The sequence below is a fragment of the Chelatococcus sp. KU-N122 genome, assembly GCF_055391085.1.
On record NZ_AP043981.1, the window covers coordinates 4362333 to 4377575 of the forward strand.

The window sequence follows — 15243 nt, forward strand, 5'->3', positions numbered from 1 at the left end:
GAGTCCGGCTGACAGAAACGCAGCCACGGCGACGATCACGATCCACACCACTCGGTCGGCCATCATCTGACCTCGGCGCGCCACGTAGCGAGAGATCGTCCGGGGGCATCGCGTCGGTCGCAATTCGTCCGAAATGGGTACGTGTCCGACAGAATGCCGCGCGGTTGTGTGCAACGCGCGGCTCGGACCGCAGCGGCCTCCGCGTGCGTGCCTGTCGGAATGCAAAGTGGAAGGCTGTGCATCGGGCCCGCACGCAGTGAGGCAAGGAGGCCCCAACTGGTCAGCCTTCTAGAAGCGCAGCGTTGAAGAGGTACAGGGCTACTCGCGGCGTTGGACGTAGCGTTTGGGGCTCAACGGCCACTTCATGGCAGGATTCTGACAGCTGCCTCAGGAAAGGCGCATGTATATTTCGTACATTCCTCCGCAGCTGGATCCGTCGACACCATTCCACGGTCGTCGACGGTTAGAGGAAAGATCGAAGTGAATGGAGACGCTAGACGGAACAGGGCGGCCTCCGGCCACCGCTGCGATTGCGAAAGCGCTGCTCGATGTCATCAAGGGCGCGGGGCCGGATGTTCGCGATCAGGCCGCCGGTCTGCTCGAACGCGCCGACCAGGTGAGTGAATTCAAACTGCTCGACGCGGCGATCGAACTCGTACGTGCCATGCTACTCCGTCACTGATCGTCGGGCTGGCCCCGTCCGCGCCCGCGTGCGGGGCTTCTTGGGGGCCGGGGCGAAATAGGCCGATCCTATGCATCGTTCGATCGCCGCCGTGGTCCTTGAGCGCTTCGTATGCTGCAAGTCTTTGATCTGGAGCGCTATTTTCGTGATGGGGTGATGCCACCCAGTCACGAAGCGCTCGAAGATGGTCAACAAAGCAAACAAGCGTCCTCCGCGGCCAGTTCAGGATCTGCTTGCGACTTGTCCGCTTTGCACGGCGACCGAGCCGCACCATAGGGAAAAGGCGTTGATCAAGGGCTTTTTTCCGGTTGTCATCCCTATAGACAATATAAAATCCGTATCCAGACAGCTCGATGTCGGAGACGCGGCGTAATACGCCAGCGCTCAGTTCTCGCTCGACCAGTACGTCGCTTAGAATGCCGATGCCATGGCCAGCGATGACCGCTTCGATCGCGTGAAGCTCTTCGCGAAAGCTGAGACTCACGTGATCGCCAAACGAGGGTACCGTGCCATGCTGGCTGCGTGCCACGGCCTCCCAACGTTGCCAGGTGGCGCTGCGCTGTCCGTGGCCGGCTCGGTCAATGGAGGCAACTGCTGCATGGAATCAATGCAGATGAAATCAGTTCAGCTGCAGCTGAAATGTTCGATCTTGTCTGCGCGGTCTGCGCGCCGAAGGATGCGCCTGTGCCAAGGAGGCAAGGCATTGACATGATGACCCGCGACACGGGACAGGCGGCGGCGTTCCGCCATAGGATCGCCGAGCTCGAGGCGGTGGTCGAGCGGTATCGGAGCGACTTTGACCGTGACCGGCGCTTGCCGGGCCCACTATTCGACGCAGTGGCCGATGCCGGGCTTCTGAAGCTCTGGCTGCCAGCAGGCCTGGGCGGGCCGCAGCTGTCGCCGCTGGACTTCATGGATGTCGTCGAGGCCGCTGCCGCTCTCGACGGCTCCCTGGGGTGGATCGTCGGCAACGGCGCGGGCATGAGCCGAACCGCCGGATACCTTCCCGAACGGACGGCCCGTGAGCTGTTCTCGCAACCGCGCACCTTCATCGTCAGCTCGACGGGGGCGACGGGCAGGGCGGTGCGTGTCGACGGTGGCTATCGCGTGACTGGGCGCTGGCCATTCGCCAGCGGTATCCACCACGCTAGCCACCTCATGGCCCTCTGTGCGGTACAGGATCATGCAAGCGCTGCGCCGAAGGTGATCGCCTGCTACTTCCCGGCGGCTGCCGCGTCGGTTATCGACACGTGGCATGTGTCCGGCCTGAAGGCCTCGGGCAGCTGCGATTTCGAGGTGCTCGACCAGTTCGTGCCCGTCGAGTGGGCGCATACCTTTCCCGAGCACGATCCGACGCAGCCAGGATTGCTCTTCCGCATCCCGAACGTGTCGATGTTCGCCTGGTCGGTGTCCGTCGCGCCGCTCGGCATGGCGCGGAGCGCGCTCTCCCAGTTCCGCGTGCTGGCCGACAGCAAGACGCGCGCGGGCCTGGCGCTGGCGGACCAGGAGTCGGTGCAGGGCGTCGTCGGCCGCGCCGAGACGCGGCATAGCGCTGCCCGCGCGCTGTTGCGGCACGCCATGACGGAGCTCATGGTTGCCGCCGATACGCGGCCGGAGCGGCTCGTGGATGCCCGCATCGGTCTGCGGGCCGCTTGCGCCTTCGCTGCCGAGAGCGCCGTGTGGGTGGTCGATGCGGTGGCTGCGGCGGCCGGCACGGCAGCGATTTTCGAAAGCTGCGGACTCGAGCGGTGCACGCGCGACGTGCATGCTGCGGTCAAGCACATCGCCATGAGCCCCAACAGCTATACCGTCGCGGGCCGTCGCAGTCTCGACCGGGAGCTTGGTGCTACCCGCTTCTGATCCGCGCGGGCCTTGCCGGACGCGACCGCGCGGCTGCCGGCGTCGCGACCGCGGGCGTGGCGCACGGCCGGGTGTGGGGCTTTCGGGGCGGCTGGCCATGCCGGAGCTCGCCGGTTACCAGGCGATTCGCCGGCGAAGGCGAAGCAGGCTCCCGTCAGGACCTCTTGCCCCGACTTGCCCGCTTCGTCCCGAAATACCCGCCCGCCTCGATCGCGCTGTGGCGTTGGTCTTTTGGAGGAATTTTGGAGCGGGCGATGAGAATCGAACTCACGACATACAGCTTGGGAAGCTTTCAGCGTATCGAACTAACGAATTGATATTTAAGAAGAAATCTTGATCGTGGCTGCTACTTCGGGACTTTTTCGGGACTCATAATCCGCTCGGCGGCGAGCCTCGTCCGTGACGCGCGCCTCCATCGCTTCGGCGACGTCGTCCTGCATGGCATGGGCATAGCGCATTGTCGTTTTCACATCCTTGTGGCCGAGCATGTGCTGCACAGCCCGGATGTTCTTGCTCGCCCGCAGCGTCCTGGTGGCGCCCGTGTGGCGCAGATCGTGGATCCGGAAGTCCGCGACCTTGGCCTTCCCCAAAGTGCGCCCGAACTGTGTGCCCCACCCGTTGTAAGTGATGGGGTAGCGCTGGCCCTTCACGTAGCTGCGCCCCGACCTCACTTCGCGCTTGGTGCGCTGCGCGACGAAGGTGAAGACGGCCGTCTCGTGGTGCCCGCGCAGCGGCCATAGAATCCCGGTGATCTCTGGCGTGATCGGGATCGTGTGGGGCTGGTCACCCTTCTGCACGACGCGGATGACGCCGGCGCCCCAGTCGACCTGCGGCCATGTCAGGCTGACGACCTCGCGCCGGCGCAGGCCTGTCGCCTGAGCAAAGAGCCGGGCAGGGCGGTAGTCATCGCGCTCCGCGCTCTCGATTTGGGCCTCTTCGTCGAACGACATCTCACGCACGCGCTCTGTCGGCTCCTTGAGCATATGGGCAGACCAGTTTGGTTCGTCCGGCAGCGGGATCTTCCAGATCTCGCTCGCGCGCGTCATGATCCGGCGCAGCAGCTCGGGCACGGTGCGATTGACGCGTGCGGGTGTGATCGGCTTGCGCTTACCGCCCTTGACCGCGCGCGTGTCCTTGCGGCGCTCGGCCACCGCCTTGGCGAGGCGATTGTCGTCGAGCTCCGCCAAGGTGGTCGTCTCGCCCAGTAGCGTCACCAGCCTGGCGAGGTTCGCCTCGAGGTCGGTCTCGCTGCTGTGCTGACCGACCTCATCCCAGTAGCGGCCGACGGCCTCGTCGATCGTCGTCTGCGCGGCCCTGCGGCTGTTGCGGACGTGTTGCTCCTTTACCTTGGTCCTTTCGGCCTTCTCGATCGCTTCGGCTTTTCGTCGATCTGCTGTCTCCGTCGAGCCATGAAACCGGTCACCACGGTACTGGAAATCGTAGTGGTAGAACGGCGTCCCTTTGGGCTTGTAGATGGACATTCCTGCCGCCTCATCTTCTCCAAAAAGTCGGTGATGTCGGCCAGCGTGAACTCGCGCCGCGGGCGGGCGAGCCCGAAGCCGAGCGCGACGTATCGGATGTTGCCGGCCTGGACGTGCAGCCGCAAGGTGCGCTCGTCCATGCCGAGGAGGCGAGCGGCGTCTCGCATGGGTACGGTGACACGCTCTCGGAAGGCCTCGGCGAGGGCCGGGGGGATGGCAGCTGCCTCAGCCATTGGTTTCTCCGTGAGCCAGCCTCCAGCGCCAGCTGCTGACGGTCTGGGCTGACACGCCGAGGCGCCGGCCGATGTCCCGATCGGACAGGCCTTCGCTCTCGGGGCTGTTGAGGAAGTCGACCAGGCGTTGGCGGCGCTGTGAGGCGGTGGTGGGCTCGACCGTCTGGCCTGATTGGCCACACAGATGCAAACGACAATTTTTCGCCTGCATATTTTCTGTGCAACGGACAAATTGTCCGTCGCTAGAATGCTCCAGATCAGATTGAGCACTTCGCTCATACAGGCCCCGCAGGATCTCGAAGTCATCACGCAGCCGGGCGACGATAGGCTCGTCTTTCCCATCGGCCGGATCGATCCACTGGCGGACCTGCTTGTGGTGCTCCCATTCGAAGCGGGCGGCGAGGTCGTCCCAGTTGGCGACGGGGCGCGTGTCGAGCTCGTGCTCGATGATCTGTTCGCGGGCGCAGACCTCCATGTGCATGAGGTACTCGCCGTGGGGCTCCAAGAACACCTGCCGGTCGCGCCGGAGCTTATCCCACATCTTCGACTCGGCGACGAGGCCGGCGAACGTGTCTGGCATGGGCCATGCGGCCCGGATGGCGTTGACGGCCTCCGGTGCCGCCTTGCTCAGGAAAGCCCACTCCGGGAGGCCGTCCAGGCTATCGGTGAAGGCGAATTCGCCCTCGATCCAATCTAGTTTGAGCTTCCGTTCCGCGAACGGCGTCGCCGCATCGTAGAGAGCGCGCTCGATCGGCGTGAGTGCGAAGAAGGCCACGGCCGAGCCGTGCTCGCGGAGCAGCTCGGCCTTGCGCTTCGCATTGCGAGCGGCCCGATCGGCAGCTTCGCGTGCCCGCTGCGCCTTCCAGCCCGGTTCCTTCTCCTCCATGTAGTCTTGGAAGTCGGCGAAGGGGTTGCCAGCGAATGGGTTGGCGGTCCGCGCGGTCGACTTCTCGCTCATCTTGGCGAGAGCCCTGTCGAGCGACATACCGGCAGCGCGCGCCATGGCCGTCGCCCGCGACCGAGCCGCCTTGCGCTCCCCCTCCACCGTGGCGCCGTTCATGAGCGCCACGACCTTGCGGAACTTGTCGAGGTCGAGGGTCACGTGTTCGGCCCCAGCCGGATCAGGGCATGCGGCAGCTTCTTGAACTCCCCGCTCTCGCGGATGTACTCGTGCCGGATGTGATCGAACCCGTCGTCTTCGTGCTGCGTATCGCGCTTGGCGTTGGCCCATCCCCAGCGATACGATGGCGACCTGTTGTCACCTGGATCGGGCGCGCCCCCGATCTGGTCCAAGAAGCCGCGCATCATCTCCTCGTTGCCGTAGAAGAAGACGTCCAAGTAGGTTCGCGGCGGGAATACGGAGCCGTGTGGGGTGTCGGGGTCCTGCGGCATCGGCTCAGGCCTCCGGCGCCAAGGTGGGCCTTTGCCCATGCCAAGCCTCGGCGAAACTGTTTCCGGCGCCAATCGCCATGTCCGGGCGGGGCGGCATCTGCGGCGCGTCGAAATCGATCGTGGTGACCTGCCACCCTCCATTGCGGCAGGTGACGATGACCGTGAAGTTCTCGGCGCAACGGCCGCGCACCATCTCAAGAAGGCCTGCCTCAGCTGCGTCGAAGAGGCTCACAACGTTGTCGTTCATGGTTCGGCCCTCATGCAGAAATGGGTGCTGCGCTGCCGGCGAGGTCACCACCTCCAACCGCAGGCGCTGCATGGGTTTCGTGGTGATGTGCTGGGGCGCCGGTCATCGGCTTTTGCGCGCAGTCCGCGCAAATTGAGCAGCTCTTCGCACCCTTGAAGGTCTCGTCGCAGGACGTGCATCGGCGCATGAACGGGCCCGGCGTGTACGCGCCGATCGCCACGTCGGCGGCAGCCGGGTTAGGCTCGTTGGCTGGCGGATCCGATGCTGCGGGCCGACCTACCATCCGCTTCTTGCGGGCCTTGAACCAGACCGTCGCGAGCGCCTTCCAGAGCGGCACGCAGTGCGTGGCGGCGAAGACGCGCGCCTCAGCGTCAGCGGTCGCGGCCGTGGCCTGGATGGCGGCGACCAGACGCTCGGCGTCGATCTGGCCGGAGAACTCCTCGGTGCCGAGCAGGTGGTCGACGGCCTTGATGTGAACGGCCGTCAGCGGCGCGATCCCGGCTTCGACGGCGGCGGCGAGCACGACCTCGGCATATTCCTCGCCGTCGCGGCGGACGATGGCCCTGATGGCGTTGACGGCCATCGTCTGCCCGGCCTTCGGCTCTTTCGGCGTCGCCGGAATGATCTCCACGCCGGCGGCGGCGCAGGCCCGAGCGATGGTCACGGCCTCCTCATCGCCGGCGGCGACCGAGGCGATATGCAGCTGCACCTGCGTCACGGCGAGACGGTCGCGGTTGTGGCCGATGAAGGCGGAGGCCTGCGCCTGCTGGTCGGCCGTCTCGACGACCATGACCGGGATCTCCGCAATGGCCGGATGGCTGGCGGCGGCGATGGCCGTGTGCTGGCCGTCGAGCACGACGAGGCCGTCGTCGGTCCAGCTGGTGACCGGCGGCTTGAAGCGGCGCCAGTCCCAGCCTTCGACAATGCGTCGGATCAGCCGGAGCGAGCGCTCGGACAGGTTCCGCTGGTAGGCATCGTCGACCAGGAGCACGGTCGGCTTGACCATCATGCTGACGGGCGGCTCCGTCGGCGGCGCGCCCGGTGCCAGGCCGGCGATCGATATCGCGGCGATCTGGCGCTTGCCGGTGGTCACGCGCGCGCCTCCAGGCTCGGCGGCTGCTGCGACAGCTTCGAATGGAGGAACGACCGGTTGCGGTCGCTCAGCACCTCGTCGACGCTGTCCGCCACGGCGCCGCGGATGATCGGTCGAAGCCCTTGGAGCGCTATCTCGGCAGTGTGGTATTCACGGTCGGAGAGCTTGGCGTCGAGCTCCAGGCTGCGGCAGACCGCTTCAACGAGGATGGCGGCGGCGGCCTTCTCCGGGCTGGGCGGCAGCGCTTCGATGGCCTTCCAGGTCGCCTCCCAGGCCTGCGCCTCGCGCCCATAGACCGTTTCCTCCTGCGGCGTGCCGATCGTCTCGAAAATCTCCCGGAGGCGCATTCCGTGCGGCCGTGCTCGCGGAGGCCGTCAAGCAGGCGGCCCTCGTCCCGGGCCCCTTCACCGCCAGTGCTCACTTCTATGCCACGCTGTCCGCGCTCGACGTTCGGGAGGAAGACGCATGTCTTGAGATCCACATGGCGATGACCATGCTGGTCCGGGCCGGGCTGCTCACCAGCAACCGCTACGATCCGGCCGACGGCGGCGTCACGTTCGCGCGCGGCACCACGTTCACGGCCGGAAAAGAGCTCATCGGCTTCCTGTGGGACGAGAGCGAGTACACCGGCAACGAAGACGATGGAGGCGATGCAGCATGAGCGACCTGCCCAACGCCAGCCTCGACGCCCTCATCTCCGATATGGAGTCGCCGCTGCGGGACGCCGCGAACCTCGCCCACGCCGCCTTCGCGCTCGTGGCTTACCAAAGGGGTGGCCTGGACCAAAATGGCGCCGACGCGCTGGCGGCGGTAGTCAGCCACATCATGGACGACCTGAAACTGTTGACCGAGGTGTGGGAGCGGTCGTTTGATTCGGTGCACCGGCCGGCGGTCGCCGCCTGAGAACAAACCATGATCCGCTTCGGGACTTTTTCGGGACTTTTTGCCCCGAACTGCCCCGAAGCGATCCGTTCGTACCCGCTACGTTCTGAAACGCTGGTCGGGGTCGGATCGCCTAAACTCTTTGAATTCCTTGGGAAATTTTGGAGCGGGCGATGAGAATCGAACTCACGACATACAGCTTGGGAAGCTGTCGTTCTACCACTGAACTACGCCCGCGCAATTCGGCGTTGAAAACATTGGCGTTTTCGGCCGAAATATCGAGCTGAACCGGCGTTCGCCGGAAAAGCCGGATGCAGATGTACTAGCTTTCCCCCACCTCGATCAAGCCCGTCGCAGCCCCGGCGAGCTTCTTTCGCCGGAGCATGGCCCGATCAGGTGATTCCATCTCGGCTGTCCGCCGCGGCGGCTGCGTTGCTCTTGCCTGGCACGGTGGCGATGCAATACCCCTCGCTGCCATGATCGCTCCATGGCTCTTCGCGCCGCTGCCCGTTCTCCTCGCTGCGGCGCCGGGAGAAGCGCTGGTCCGCGCGGAGCAAGTGCCGGACGTGGCGCGGGCGGCGGTGGCGCGTCGGTTCGATCCCGAGTCGGAGCTCCGCTTCCAGGCTCTCGCGGTCAAGCCGAGCCGAAACCTGCCGGGCTACGCTGTCTGCGGACAGGTCGCGCCTCCGGGCGGAGTTTACGAACGCTTCTTCGTCGTCGTTCCAGGCTCCTTCGCCGTGCTGGATCGTGACGACAAGGCCCTCGTCGGGAAGTACTGGAAGCTCAACGGTTGCTGATCACGCCGGTCACGCCCCGCAACGCGGCGGTCAGCGGCGACGACGTCACGGACTGGATCGAGACCCAGACGTTCCGATCGGTCTCAGCCTGACGCTTGACGAACGTATAGCCGGTTTCGTCCCAGGCGAGCACGGTATCGCGGGCGCTGTCGAGGATGAGGTCGCCGCGATCGGTTCGGACCATGAGCACGAGATGGCCCTCGCCGGCCGGTGTGATCACGACCGTCATCAGCAGCGCCGAGGGCGGCCAGCCCGCTTCGACCAGGAGCCGGCGCTTCAGCAGGACATAGTCGTTGCAATTGCCCTTGCCGTCGTCCGGATAGGTCCACCAGTTGCGGATCCCCATCCGGTAGATGCCGTAATGCTCGTCGTCGGTAATGGGTTCGATCACCCGGTTGGCGAGCCCGTTGACGCGGGTCAGCTCCGACCAGGACTGGGCCGACAGGTGGACCGTGGCTGGCGTCAGCGGGCCTTCCGCGCATTCCGCCGGCTGGGCCTTGCAGAAGGTCACCCAGCCCTGCATGGGCCTCGACACCGCCCCGACCGGAGCGAAGGATGCCGCCTCCGGCGCGGGAAGTGGAGAAGCGGCCCGGTTGCTCGCGTGAGCCGAGAGCGTCAGCCCCGCGAAAATGGCCAACTGCCACGCGACCGCCCGCAGGTTCCGCAACACCGAGCGCTTCATTCCCAGCCATCCGAGAAAGCTAACGAAGTTTTAACACTCTGGCCGCGGAGGGTGAGGCAAGGCAAGCATCAGGTAAACAACTGGTTAACGTCACTCCGGCGCCGCGCCGTTCGGCGCGGCGCCGGAGCTTCCCGCCCTCGGTTCGGGGTGGGAAGCCGACCTCGCCGGACATGGATCGCCGGTGGCGTTGCCCGGTTCAGGCAGACCCACGGACCTTGTCGGGCTCGCCGAACCATCGCGATGCAGCCTGAGCAGCGCCCTCACCGTTGAACGCGCCTTCACCGGCCCAGGCGACGACGCCATCGGGACGCACGAGAACAGCGTTCAAGCCCAACCGGTACTTCGCGTCGCTGGCGACATACATGATCTGGTCACGCCAACGGCTTGCAAGCGCTTGAAGCGGCGAGCGAGCGTCAAAGTCCAGGAGCAAGCCCGTGCCGCTCTTGAGGAACTCGCCGATCCTCGTCCCGTCGACCAGCTCGAAGTCGGGAACGCTGCGGCCCACGAGCGGATGGCCGCCGCCAAGGTCGTAGCGAAGAGCAACGCCCCACACGCGCGCGGCGAAGTATGTCGCGCCGTCGCGCGTGTCGATGAGATCACGGATGATGGCTCCGAGCGCGCGTGAACTCCGGCTCGGCCGCATGAGCGCGACCTGAGCGCGCGACCAGTCGAGAACGTCCGCTCCCACCGGATGGCGTTCGTTCGAATAGGTGTCGAGCAGGCCGGCCGGCGCGTCGCCACGGATCGTGGAGACCAGCTTCCAACCCAGATTCATCGCGTCGCCGAGTCCGAGGTTGAGCCCCTGGCCGCCCAAGGGAGAATGGATGTGCGCGGCGTCGCCTGCGAGCAGCACCCGCCCTCTGCGGTAAGCCGTCGCCTGGTAGGCGCGATCTGTCCAGGTGGTGGCGAGCCGGAGGGCCGTCAAAGTGACGTCCGCGCCGGACACACGGCGCAAGACCGCCTGCACATGCTCGAGCGTAATCGGCCGGGTTCGGTGGACAGCGCCCCCGTCGAATTCGACCATCGCGATGGTTCCGGGCCGTGAATAAGTATACATGCCCGTCGGAGTATAATGGCGGCCCAGGCGGAGCTTATCCGGATCGGCCACATCGACTTCAACGGAATAGCCGGTGAACTCGGGATCGGTGCCAACGAATTCGAAGCCGCCAATCTTGCGCACCGTGCTACGGCCGCCATCGCAACCGACGAGCCAGCGTCCGCGGAATGTCTCGCCACCAGCGCGAATGGTCACGTCGTCATCCGACTGGTCGAAGTCTTCGACGCCGAGGCCACGCCTGATCTCGACCCCCATCGTGCTTGCGCGAGCGGCCAAGGCGGATTCGAGGGACTCCATATCGACCGCCATGCTGGTGCCGGCCGGACTTGGCAGGCGAAACGGCCACGTCGAGGTGTCGATGTTGTCTTGGTAGAATTGAATGCCGGCGAAATGCCCGCCCGGGCGGCGCGACTCTCGCATCCAGTGCGCGGCCGCCGGAGCGCGGCTGCTCCCCGAGCCGTCTTTCGCGCCTTGCGGCACCGCGATGTCGTTCAGCAATCCGCGCCGGTAGAAGGCTTCGAGGGTGGGCGCCGAGAGGCCGCGCATCCCGAACGGAAGCCGCTTCAGGGGCGAGCGCGGGTCCTCGGCATGCTCCAGCACCAACACGGCGAGGCTTGCGAGACGTAGCTCACACGCGAGAAACAAGCCGACCGGCCCGCCGCCGGCGATCACGACATCATAAGTCATGGACAAACTCCTCAACCCCCTAGGGGGCTAACAGAGTGGCGCCTGGAGCATTTCACCATCGGATGGACCCATCCAATGGGCTGTGCGGGTCACTCATACGTCCCCTCGCGGACGCCGCTGAAAAAGTCGACGAGTCCGAACGGTGCGCGGTCGTCGAGGCAGAGCGCCAGGGTCTGGTGCGCGTCCGCGGCGGCCGCTTCGCTGCGTGGGAACATCGTCTCTTCGTAGGCGGCGAGCGCCGCTTCGATGTCGTCGGGATGCGCCGCGATCGCCTTGCCGAGCTCGGCGCCGTCGAGCATCGCCAAGTTGGCGCCCTCGCCGGCGGGTGGCGCCACGTGCGCGGCGTCGCCGAGGAGCGTCACCCCCGCTTTGCGGTCCCATCGGTGTGCGATCGGAAGGGAATGGAGCATCCGCAGGACCGGCGCGGCTTCGCCGTCGGTGATGAGGGCGGTGAGCGCCGGCGCCCACCCGTCGAATTCGGTCGCGACCCGCGCCTTGGCCGCTCCGGCGTCGCTGAAGTCGATGCCGGCGAACCACGCGGCGGGGCGGTTGAGCGCGACATAGGCGTGAAGAACACTTCCCGCCTCACGGTGCGCGAAAATCCCCTGTCCCGGCGTGAGGGCTAACAGCGCGCCGCTGCCGACCGCGTCGGCCGCCGCGGGATGGCGCGCCTCGGCGTCGTGCAGATATGTCTCGACGAACGACGTGCCGACGTATTCGGGCTTCGCGTCCGAGAGCAAGGGCCGGACCTTGGACCAGGCGCCGTCGGCGCCGACGAGAATCTGGGTGCTCACGCTCGACCCGTCCGCGAACGCCAGCTGATGACGGCCCTCGCCAAGCGCCGTGATCCCGGTGAGCTTCCTCCCCCACTGGATCGTCCCTGCGGGCAAGGAGTCGAGGAGGATGGCGCGCAGGTCGCCCCGCAGCACCTCGGGCCGCCCGCCCGTGCCGTCGTCGGGCTGCTCGAACACCACCGCGCCGTGCCGGTCGAGCACGCGCGTGGCCTCGCCGCCCGCGTGGATGATCGCGCGGAACGCGTCGGTGAGGCCGGCAGCCGCGAGCGCGACCTGCCCATCCTGCTCATGGATGTCGAGCTGGCCGCCCTGCGTGCGGGCCCCTGCCGAAGGTTCGGCCTCGTAGATCGTTGCGGAGATTCCATGAATGTGAAGGACACGGGCGAGGACGAGGCCGCCCAGGCCCGCGCCGACGATCGTAACCGATGCCGCCGTCATCATGGTTCTCTCGGACATTCATTGGAACGACGTTCCATGAGTGCCTATTGGAACGTCGTTCCAGCCATGTCAAGAAGGTGCGCATGACGACCAGGACTCAGCGGAGCGATCGGCGCGCAGACGCGCTGTCGAAGGACCGGATCGTCGAAGCGGCGATCGAGATCCTCGATAACGACGGGGAGGGCGCCCTTACATTCCGCGCGCTCGCGGCGCGGCTGACGACCGGGAGCGGGGCGATCTACTGGCACGTCGCCGACAAGGGCGATCTGCTCGCGGCGGCCACGGACCATGTCGTCGCCCGCGCCATGTCCGAGGTGGTGAAGAAGGACTTGGGGCCGCGGGACGCGATCCGCAGCCTCGCCCTCGGGCTGTTTGATGCGATCGACGCGCACCCCTGGGTGGGGGCCCAACTCTCCCGCGAGCCGTGGCAGTACGCCGTGCTGCGGATATTGGAAGGCGTCGGCCGGCAACTTCAGGCGTGCGACGTTCCCGAGAGCGCCCAGTTCAACGCCGCCACCGCACTCATGAGCTATATCCTCGGTCTCGCCGGACAGTACGCCGCGGGTGCCCGCCTCTTCCCGCGTCCGACGGATCGATCGGCCTTTCTCGAGACCGTTGCCGCCAGGTGGGCGCAGCTCGATCCCGCGGCGCATCCGTTCGTGCGGCAGGTGGCGGCGCAGCTTCCCGACCATGACGACCGCGAGCAGTTTCTTGCGGGCATCGACCTTATCCTGGTCGGCATCGAGAACCTCCGGTAGGCGCTGGGGATCAATCAGATTCAGGTGCCGACGGGCCGCGCCATGAACGCTGCGCACGTCCGCCCGGTCCGGCTCCCACCGCCTGCCCTCAACGCCCCAAGCGGGGGCGGCAAGGGCGTTGCGCGGCCGGCCAGCGTCCCCTTATATGGCTCCGCGCGCCCCACCCGGGCTATCGGCGCGCCGAACAATGGTCCCGATGAAGCGGCTGGCGAACACGACCGGGGCGCTGCTGGCCTCGCCCATCCGCAACCTGGCCATCATTCTCGCCTTCATGGCCGTCGTCGTCGTCGTCGCGACATTCGCCTACATGCGGGCGGGCTGGAGCTTGGCCGACGCCAGCTACATGGTGGCGCTCACCGTCTACACGGTCGGCTACGGCGAGGTCCGTCCGATCGACACGCCCTACCTGCACGGCGTGACCATGGCGACGATGGTCTTCGGCTGCACCGGCATGATCGTCCTGACCGGCGCGCTCGTGCAGATCTTCACCGCCCAGCAACTGCACGCCATGTTTGGAGCCAACCGCATGCAGAGCCGCATCAACATGCTGTCGGGGCATGTGGTCATCTGCGGCTTCGGCCGTATGGGCATGATGCTCGCCCATGATCTCAAGGTGGCCGGCCGCGACCTGGTCGTGATCGAGCGGGACCGCAGCAAGCTCGGCTATGCCGAGACGGCGGGACATCTGTGCGTCGACGGCGACGCCACGGATGAGGCCGCCCTCGTCAGCGCCGGCGTCGAACGCGCCGGTATTCTCGCGACGGTGCTGCCCGACGATGCCGCCAATGTCTTCATCACCTTGAGCGCGCGCAGCCTCAATCATGCCATCGAGATCATTGCCCGCGGCGAGGTGCCGTCGACGGAGGGCAAGCTGCGCCACGCCGGCGCCAACAAGGTGGTGCTGCCGACGCATATCGGAGCGGAGCGAATCGCCGAGATGATCCTCTATCCGGAGACCGACGTCCTCATCCGCGGCGACACCGAGATGCAGGACATGCAGCGGCAGCTCAGGGCAATGGGGCTCGACCTGGAGGTCGCCAAGGTGCCGGACAACGGCGCGCTCGCCAACGTCCTGGTCGGCGACGCGGAGCGGCGCGGCGCCGGCAGCTTCTTCATCGTGGAGATCCATCGCCGCAACGGTCTCGTCGTGACGAGGCCCGGGCCGAGCGTGCGCATCGAGGCCGGCGATGACGTCGTGTTCGTGGCTCGCGGCAACGGCGCCGCCGCCATCGCCCTTCTGGCCAGGAAGGGAGTTCATGGCCTGCGCGCCGGCCGCTATCGGCGGTGACGGCCTGCTCGCTGCCGCTCCTGAAAGGCGAGGCGGAGGCTGCTGGCGATAGGGACCCGCCACCTTTCGGCAAAGGAGCGCGCCGGCGTCGACAGTGCGGCAGGCCCCGGAATGAGGAATAGCGCGGGCGCCATCCCTCCGCAGATCAATAACGGACCGGTATCGGTCATGGGCCTCGGCGATGGACGGCCGCTGGCTCTCAGCCGGCGCTTTCGATCAGGCTTTCCAACAGACGCTTCAGGTCGTTGGTCGCCTTGTCGCCCCAGCTGTCGACGATGTGGGCCTCCTGGCTGAGCGCCAGGGAGTTGAGCTTGCGGCTGAGCGCCATGCCGCGGTCGGAGCAGAAGATCAGCACCTTGCGCCGGTCCTGCGGGTCGGGGATGCGATAGACGAGACTGTTCGCCACCATGCGGTCGATGGTCTTGGTGAGCGTTGGGTGGTTGAGCAGCACGGCTTCGGCCAGGTCCCCCATCGAGCGCCCGTTGCCGTCCGACAGCACCTTGAGGATGCGCCATTGCTCGACCTGAACGCCTTCGCTCTTCAGGCGCGCATCGAGCTGCCGGTTGATCTCCCGGTTCGCCTGGGCGAGCAGGTAGGTCAGGTGCTCGGTGATGGGCGGGCTCGATGACGGGCTCGGGCCGGCGGAGAGGGCTTCGAGCGGCTGCGGATCGGAGGTGTCGGACACTGCGGGCCTGATCGACTGGGGCAGCACAAGCTGCGCGCGGTTGGCGGCTTTATGTGCTCGAATTGTTGAACATTCAATATTTCCTCTCTAGACTCCGCCGCATGCCCCGTCCATTCAAAAGGAATGGCAGGAGCAGCATCGCAATCGGCGCGACGCCGACATCAGCAAGGGCAGCCCTTGATCCCGA

At 66.4% G+C, this 15243-nt stretch carries 18 protein-coding genes and 1 tRNA gene; 7 read left to right on the forward strand and 12 right to left on the reverse strand.

All coding sequences use genetic code 11. The annotated features are described in order from the left end of the window. Positions 1-484 precede the first annotated feature (484 nt). Positions 485-682, forward strand: a complete 198-nt coding sequence (locus ACZ5PO_RS19645; protein ID WP_464196507.1) for a hypothetical protein — start codon at positions 485-487, stop codon at positions 680-682. Here ACZ5PO_RS19645 and ACZ5PO_RS19650 read toward each other — a convergent pair. Further along, a complete protein-coding gene (locus ACZ5PO_RS19650; protein WP_464196509.1) occupies positions 627-1211 on the reverse strand; it encodes a type 2 periplasmic-binding domain-containing protein in 585 nt (194 codons plus the stop codon). The two genes, ACZ5PO_RS19645 and ACZ5PO_RS19650, sit on opposite strands and share 56 nt — an antisense overlap. Between ACZ5PO_RS19650 and ACZ5PO_RS19655 the strand changes: the two genes are divergently transcribed. Then, a complete protein-coding gene (locus tag ACZ5PO_RS19655; RefSeq protein ID WP_464196511.1) occupies positions 1205-2542 on the forward strand; it encodes an acyl-CoA dehydrogenase family protein in 1338 nt (445 codons plus the stop codon). The two genes, ACZ5PO_RS19650 and ACZ5PO_RS19655, sit on opposite strands and share 7 nt — an antisense overlap. A gap of 320 nt (positions 2543-2862) precedes the next feature. Here ACZ5PO_RS19655 and ACZ5PO_RS19660 read toward each other — a convergent pair whose 3' ends face one another. The 6 genes from ACZ5PO_RS19660 to ACZ5PO_RS19685 form a co-directional block, all read right to left on the reverse strand. After that, entirely contained in the window at positions 2863-4023 is a 1161-nt protein-coding gene (locus ACZ5PO_RS19660; protein WP_464196513.1) for a tyrosine-type recombinase/integrase, read from the reverse strand. Positions 4024-4248: 225 nt separating this feature from the next. Continuing rightward, on the reverse strand, positions 4249-5358 hold the full coding sequence (locus ACZ5PO_RS19665; protein WP_464196515.1) for a hypothetical protein: 1110 nt from the start codon (positions 5356-5358) through the stop codon (positions 4249-4251). Beyond that, positions 5355-5648 (reverse strand): hypothetical protein, encoded by a 294-nt coding sequence (locus tag ACZ5PO_RS19670; RefSeq protein WP_464196517.1) that lies wholly within the window; start codon positions 5646-5648, stop codon positions 5355-5357. The genes ACZ5PO_RS19665 and ACZ5PO_RS19670 overlap by 4 nt, the downstream gene beginning before the upstream one ends. 4 nt (positions 5649-5652) lie before the next feature. Continuing rightward, positions 5653-5895 carry a hypothetical protein gene (locus tag ACZ5PO_RS19675; protein ID WP_464196519.1) on the reverse strand — a complete coding sequence of 81 codons (243 nt, stop codon included), beginning with the start codon at positions 5893-5895 and terminating at the stop codon, positions 5653-5655. A gap of 10 nt (positions 5896-5905) precedes the next feature. Then, on the reverse strand, positions 5906-6988 hold the full coding sequence (locus tag ACZ5PO_RS19680) for a hypothetical protein (RefSeq protein WP_464196520.1): 1083 nt from the start codon (positions 6986-6988) through the stop codon (positions 5906-5908). Beyond that, positions 6985-7335, reverse strand: a complete 351-nt coding sequence (locus ACZ5PO_RS19685) for a hypothetical protein (RefSeq protein WP_464196522.1) — start codon at positions 7333-7335, stop codon at positions 6985-6987. The genes ACZ5PO_RS19680 and ACZ5PO_RS19685 overlap by 4 nt, the downstream gene beginning before the upstream one ends. An 11-nt stretch (positions 7336-7346) precedes the next feature. Between ACZ5PO_RS19685 and ACZ5PO_RS19690 the strand changes: the two genes are divergently transcribed. Then, positions 7347-7649, forward strand: a complete 303-nt coding sequence (locus ACZ5PO_RS19690) for a hypothetical protein (RefSeq protein WP_464196524.1) — start codon at positions 7347-7349, stop codon at positions 7647-7649. After that, positions 7646-7891: a hypothetical protein gene (locus ACZ5PO_RS19695; RefSeq protein ID WP_464196526.1), complete on the forward strand. Its 246-nt coding sequence runs from the start codon at positions 7646-7648 to the stop codon at positions 7889-7891. Before ACZ5PO_RS19690 ends, ACZ5PO_RS19695 begins: the two co-directional genes overlap by 4 nt. Before the next feature lie 141 nt (positions 7892-8032). Here ACZ5PO_RS19695 and ACZ5PO_RS19700 read toward each other — a convergent pair. After that, positions 8033-8107 (reverse strand) — tRNA-Gly (locus ACZ5PO_RS19700). A gap of 239 nt (positions 8108-8346) precedes the next feature. On the opposite strand from ACZ5PO_RS19700, the gene ACZ5PO_RS19705 reads away from it, so the two are divergent. After that, positions 8347-8667, forward strand: a complete 321-nt coding sequence (locus ACZ5PO_RS19705; RefSeq protein WP_464196528.1) for a hypothetical protein — start codon at positions 8347-8349, stop codon at positions 8665-8667. Here the strand turns inward: ACZ5PO_RS19705 and ACZ5PO_RS19710 are convergent. The 3 genes from ACZ5PO_RS19710 to ACZ5PO_RS19720 all read right to left on the reverse strand — a co-directional run bounded on the left by ACZ5PO_RS19710 (position 8654) and on the right by ACZ5PO_RS19720 (position 12328). Continuing rightward, a complete protein-coding gene (locus ACZ5PO_RS19710) occupies positions 8654-9349 on the reverse strand; it encodes a transglutaminase-like cysteine peptidase (protein ID WP_464196530.1) in 696 nt (231 codons plus the stop codon). The genes ACZ5PO_RS19705 and ACZ5PO_RS19710 overlap by 14 nt on opposite strands. 196 nt (positions 9350-9545) lie before the next feature. Further along, positions 9546-11093, reverse strand: coding sequence for an FAD-dependent monooxygenase (locus ACZ5PO_RS19715; protein WP_464196532.1), 1548 nt, complete (start codon positions 11091-11093; stop codon positions 9546-9548). An 89-nt stretch (positions 11094-11182) separates the two neighbouring features. Continuing rightward, a complete protein-coding gene (locus ACZ5PO_RS19720; RefSeq protein WP_464196534.1) occupies positions 11183-12328 on the reverse strand; it encodes an FAD-dependent oxidoreductase in 1146 nt (381 codons plus the stop codon). An 80-nt stretch (positions 12329-12408) separates the two neighbouring features. Between ACZ5PO_RS19720 and ACZ5PO_RS19725 the strand changes: the two genes are divergently transcribed. Together ACZ5PO_RS19725 and ACZ5PO_RS19730 are read left to right on the forward strand one after the other, a co-directional pair. Further along, on the forward strand, positions 12409-13083 hold the full coding sequence (locus ACZ5PO_RS19725) for a TetR/AcrR family transcriptional regulator (protein WP_464196934.1): 675 nt from the start codon (positions 12409-12411) through the stop codon (positions 13081-13083). 196 nt (positions 13084-13279) lie between these two features. Then, a complete protein-coding gene (locus ACZ5PO_RS19730) occupies positions 13280-14371 on the forward strand; it encodes a potassium channel family protein (protein WP_464196536.1) in 1092 nt (363 codons plus the stop codon). A 199-nt stretch (positions 14372-14570) separates the two neighbouring features. Here the strand turns inward: ACZ5PO_RS19730 and ACZ5PO_RS19735 are convergent, their stop codons facing one another. After that, a complete protein-coding gene (locus ACZ5PO_RS19735; RefSeq protein WP_464196936.1) occupies positions 14571-14984 on the reverse strand; it encodes a MarR family winged helix-turn-helix transcriptional regulator in 414 nt (137 codons plus the stop codon). Between the last annotated feature and the right edge of the window lie 259 nt (positions 14985-15243).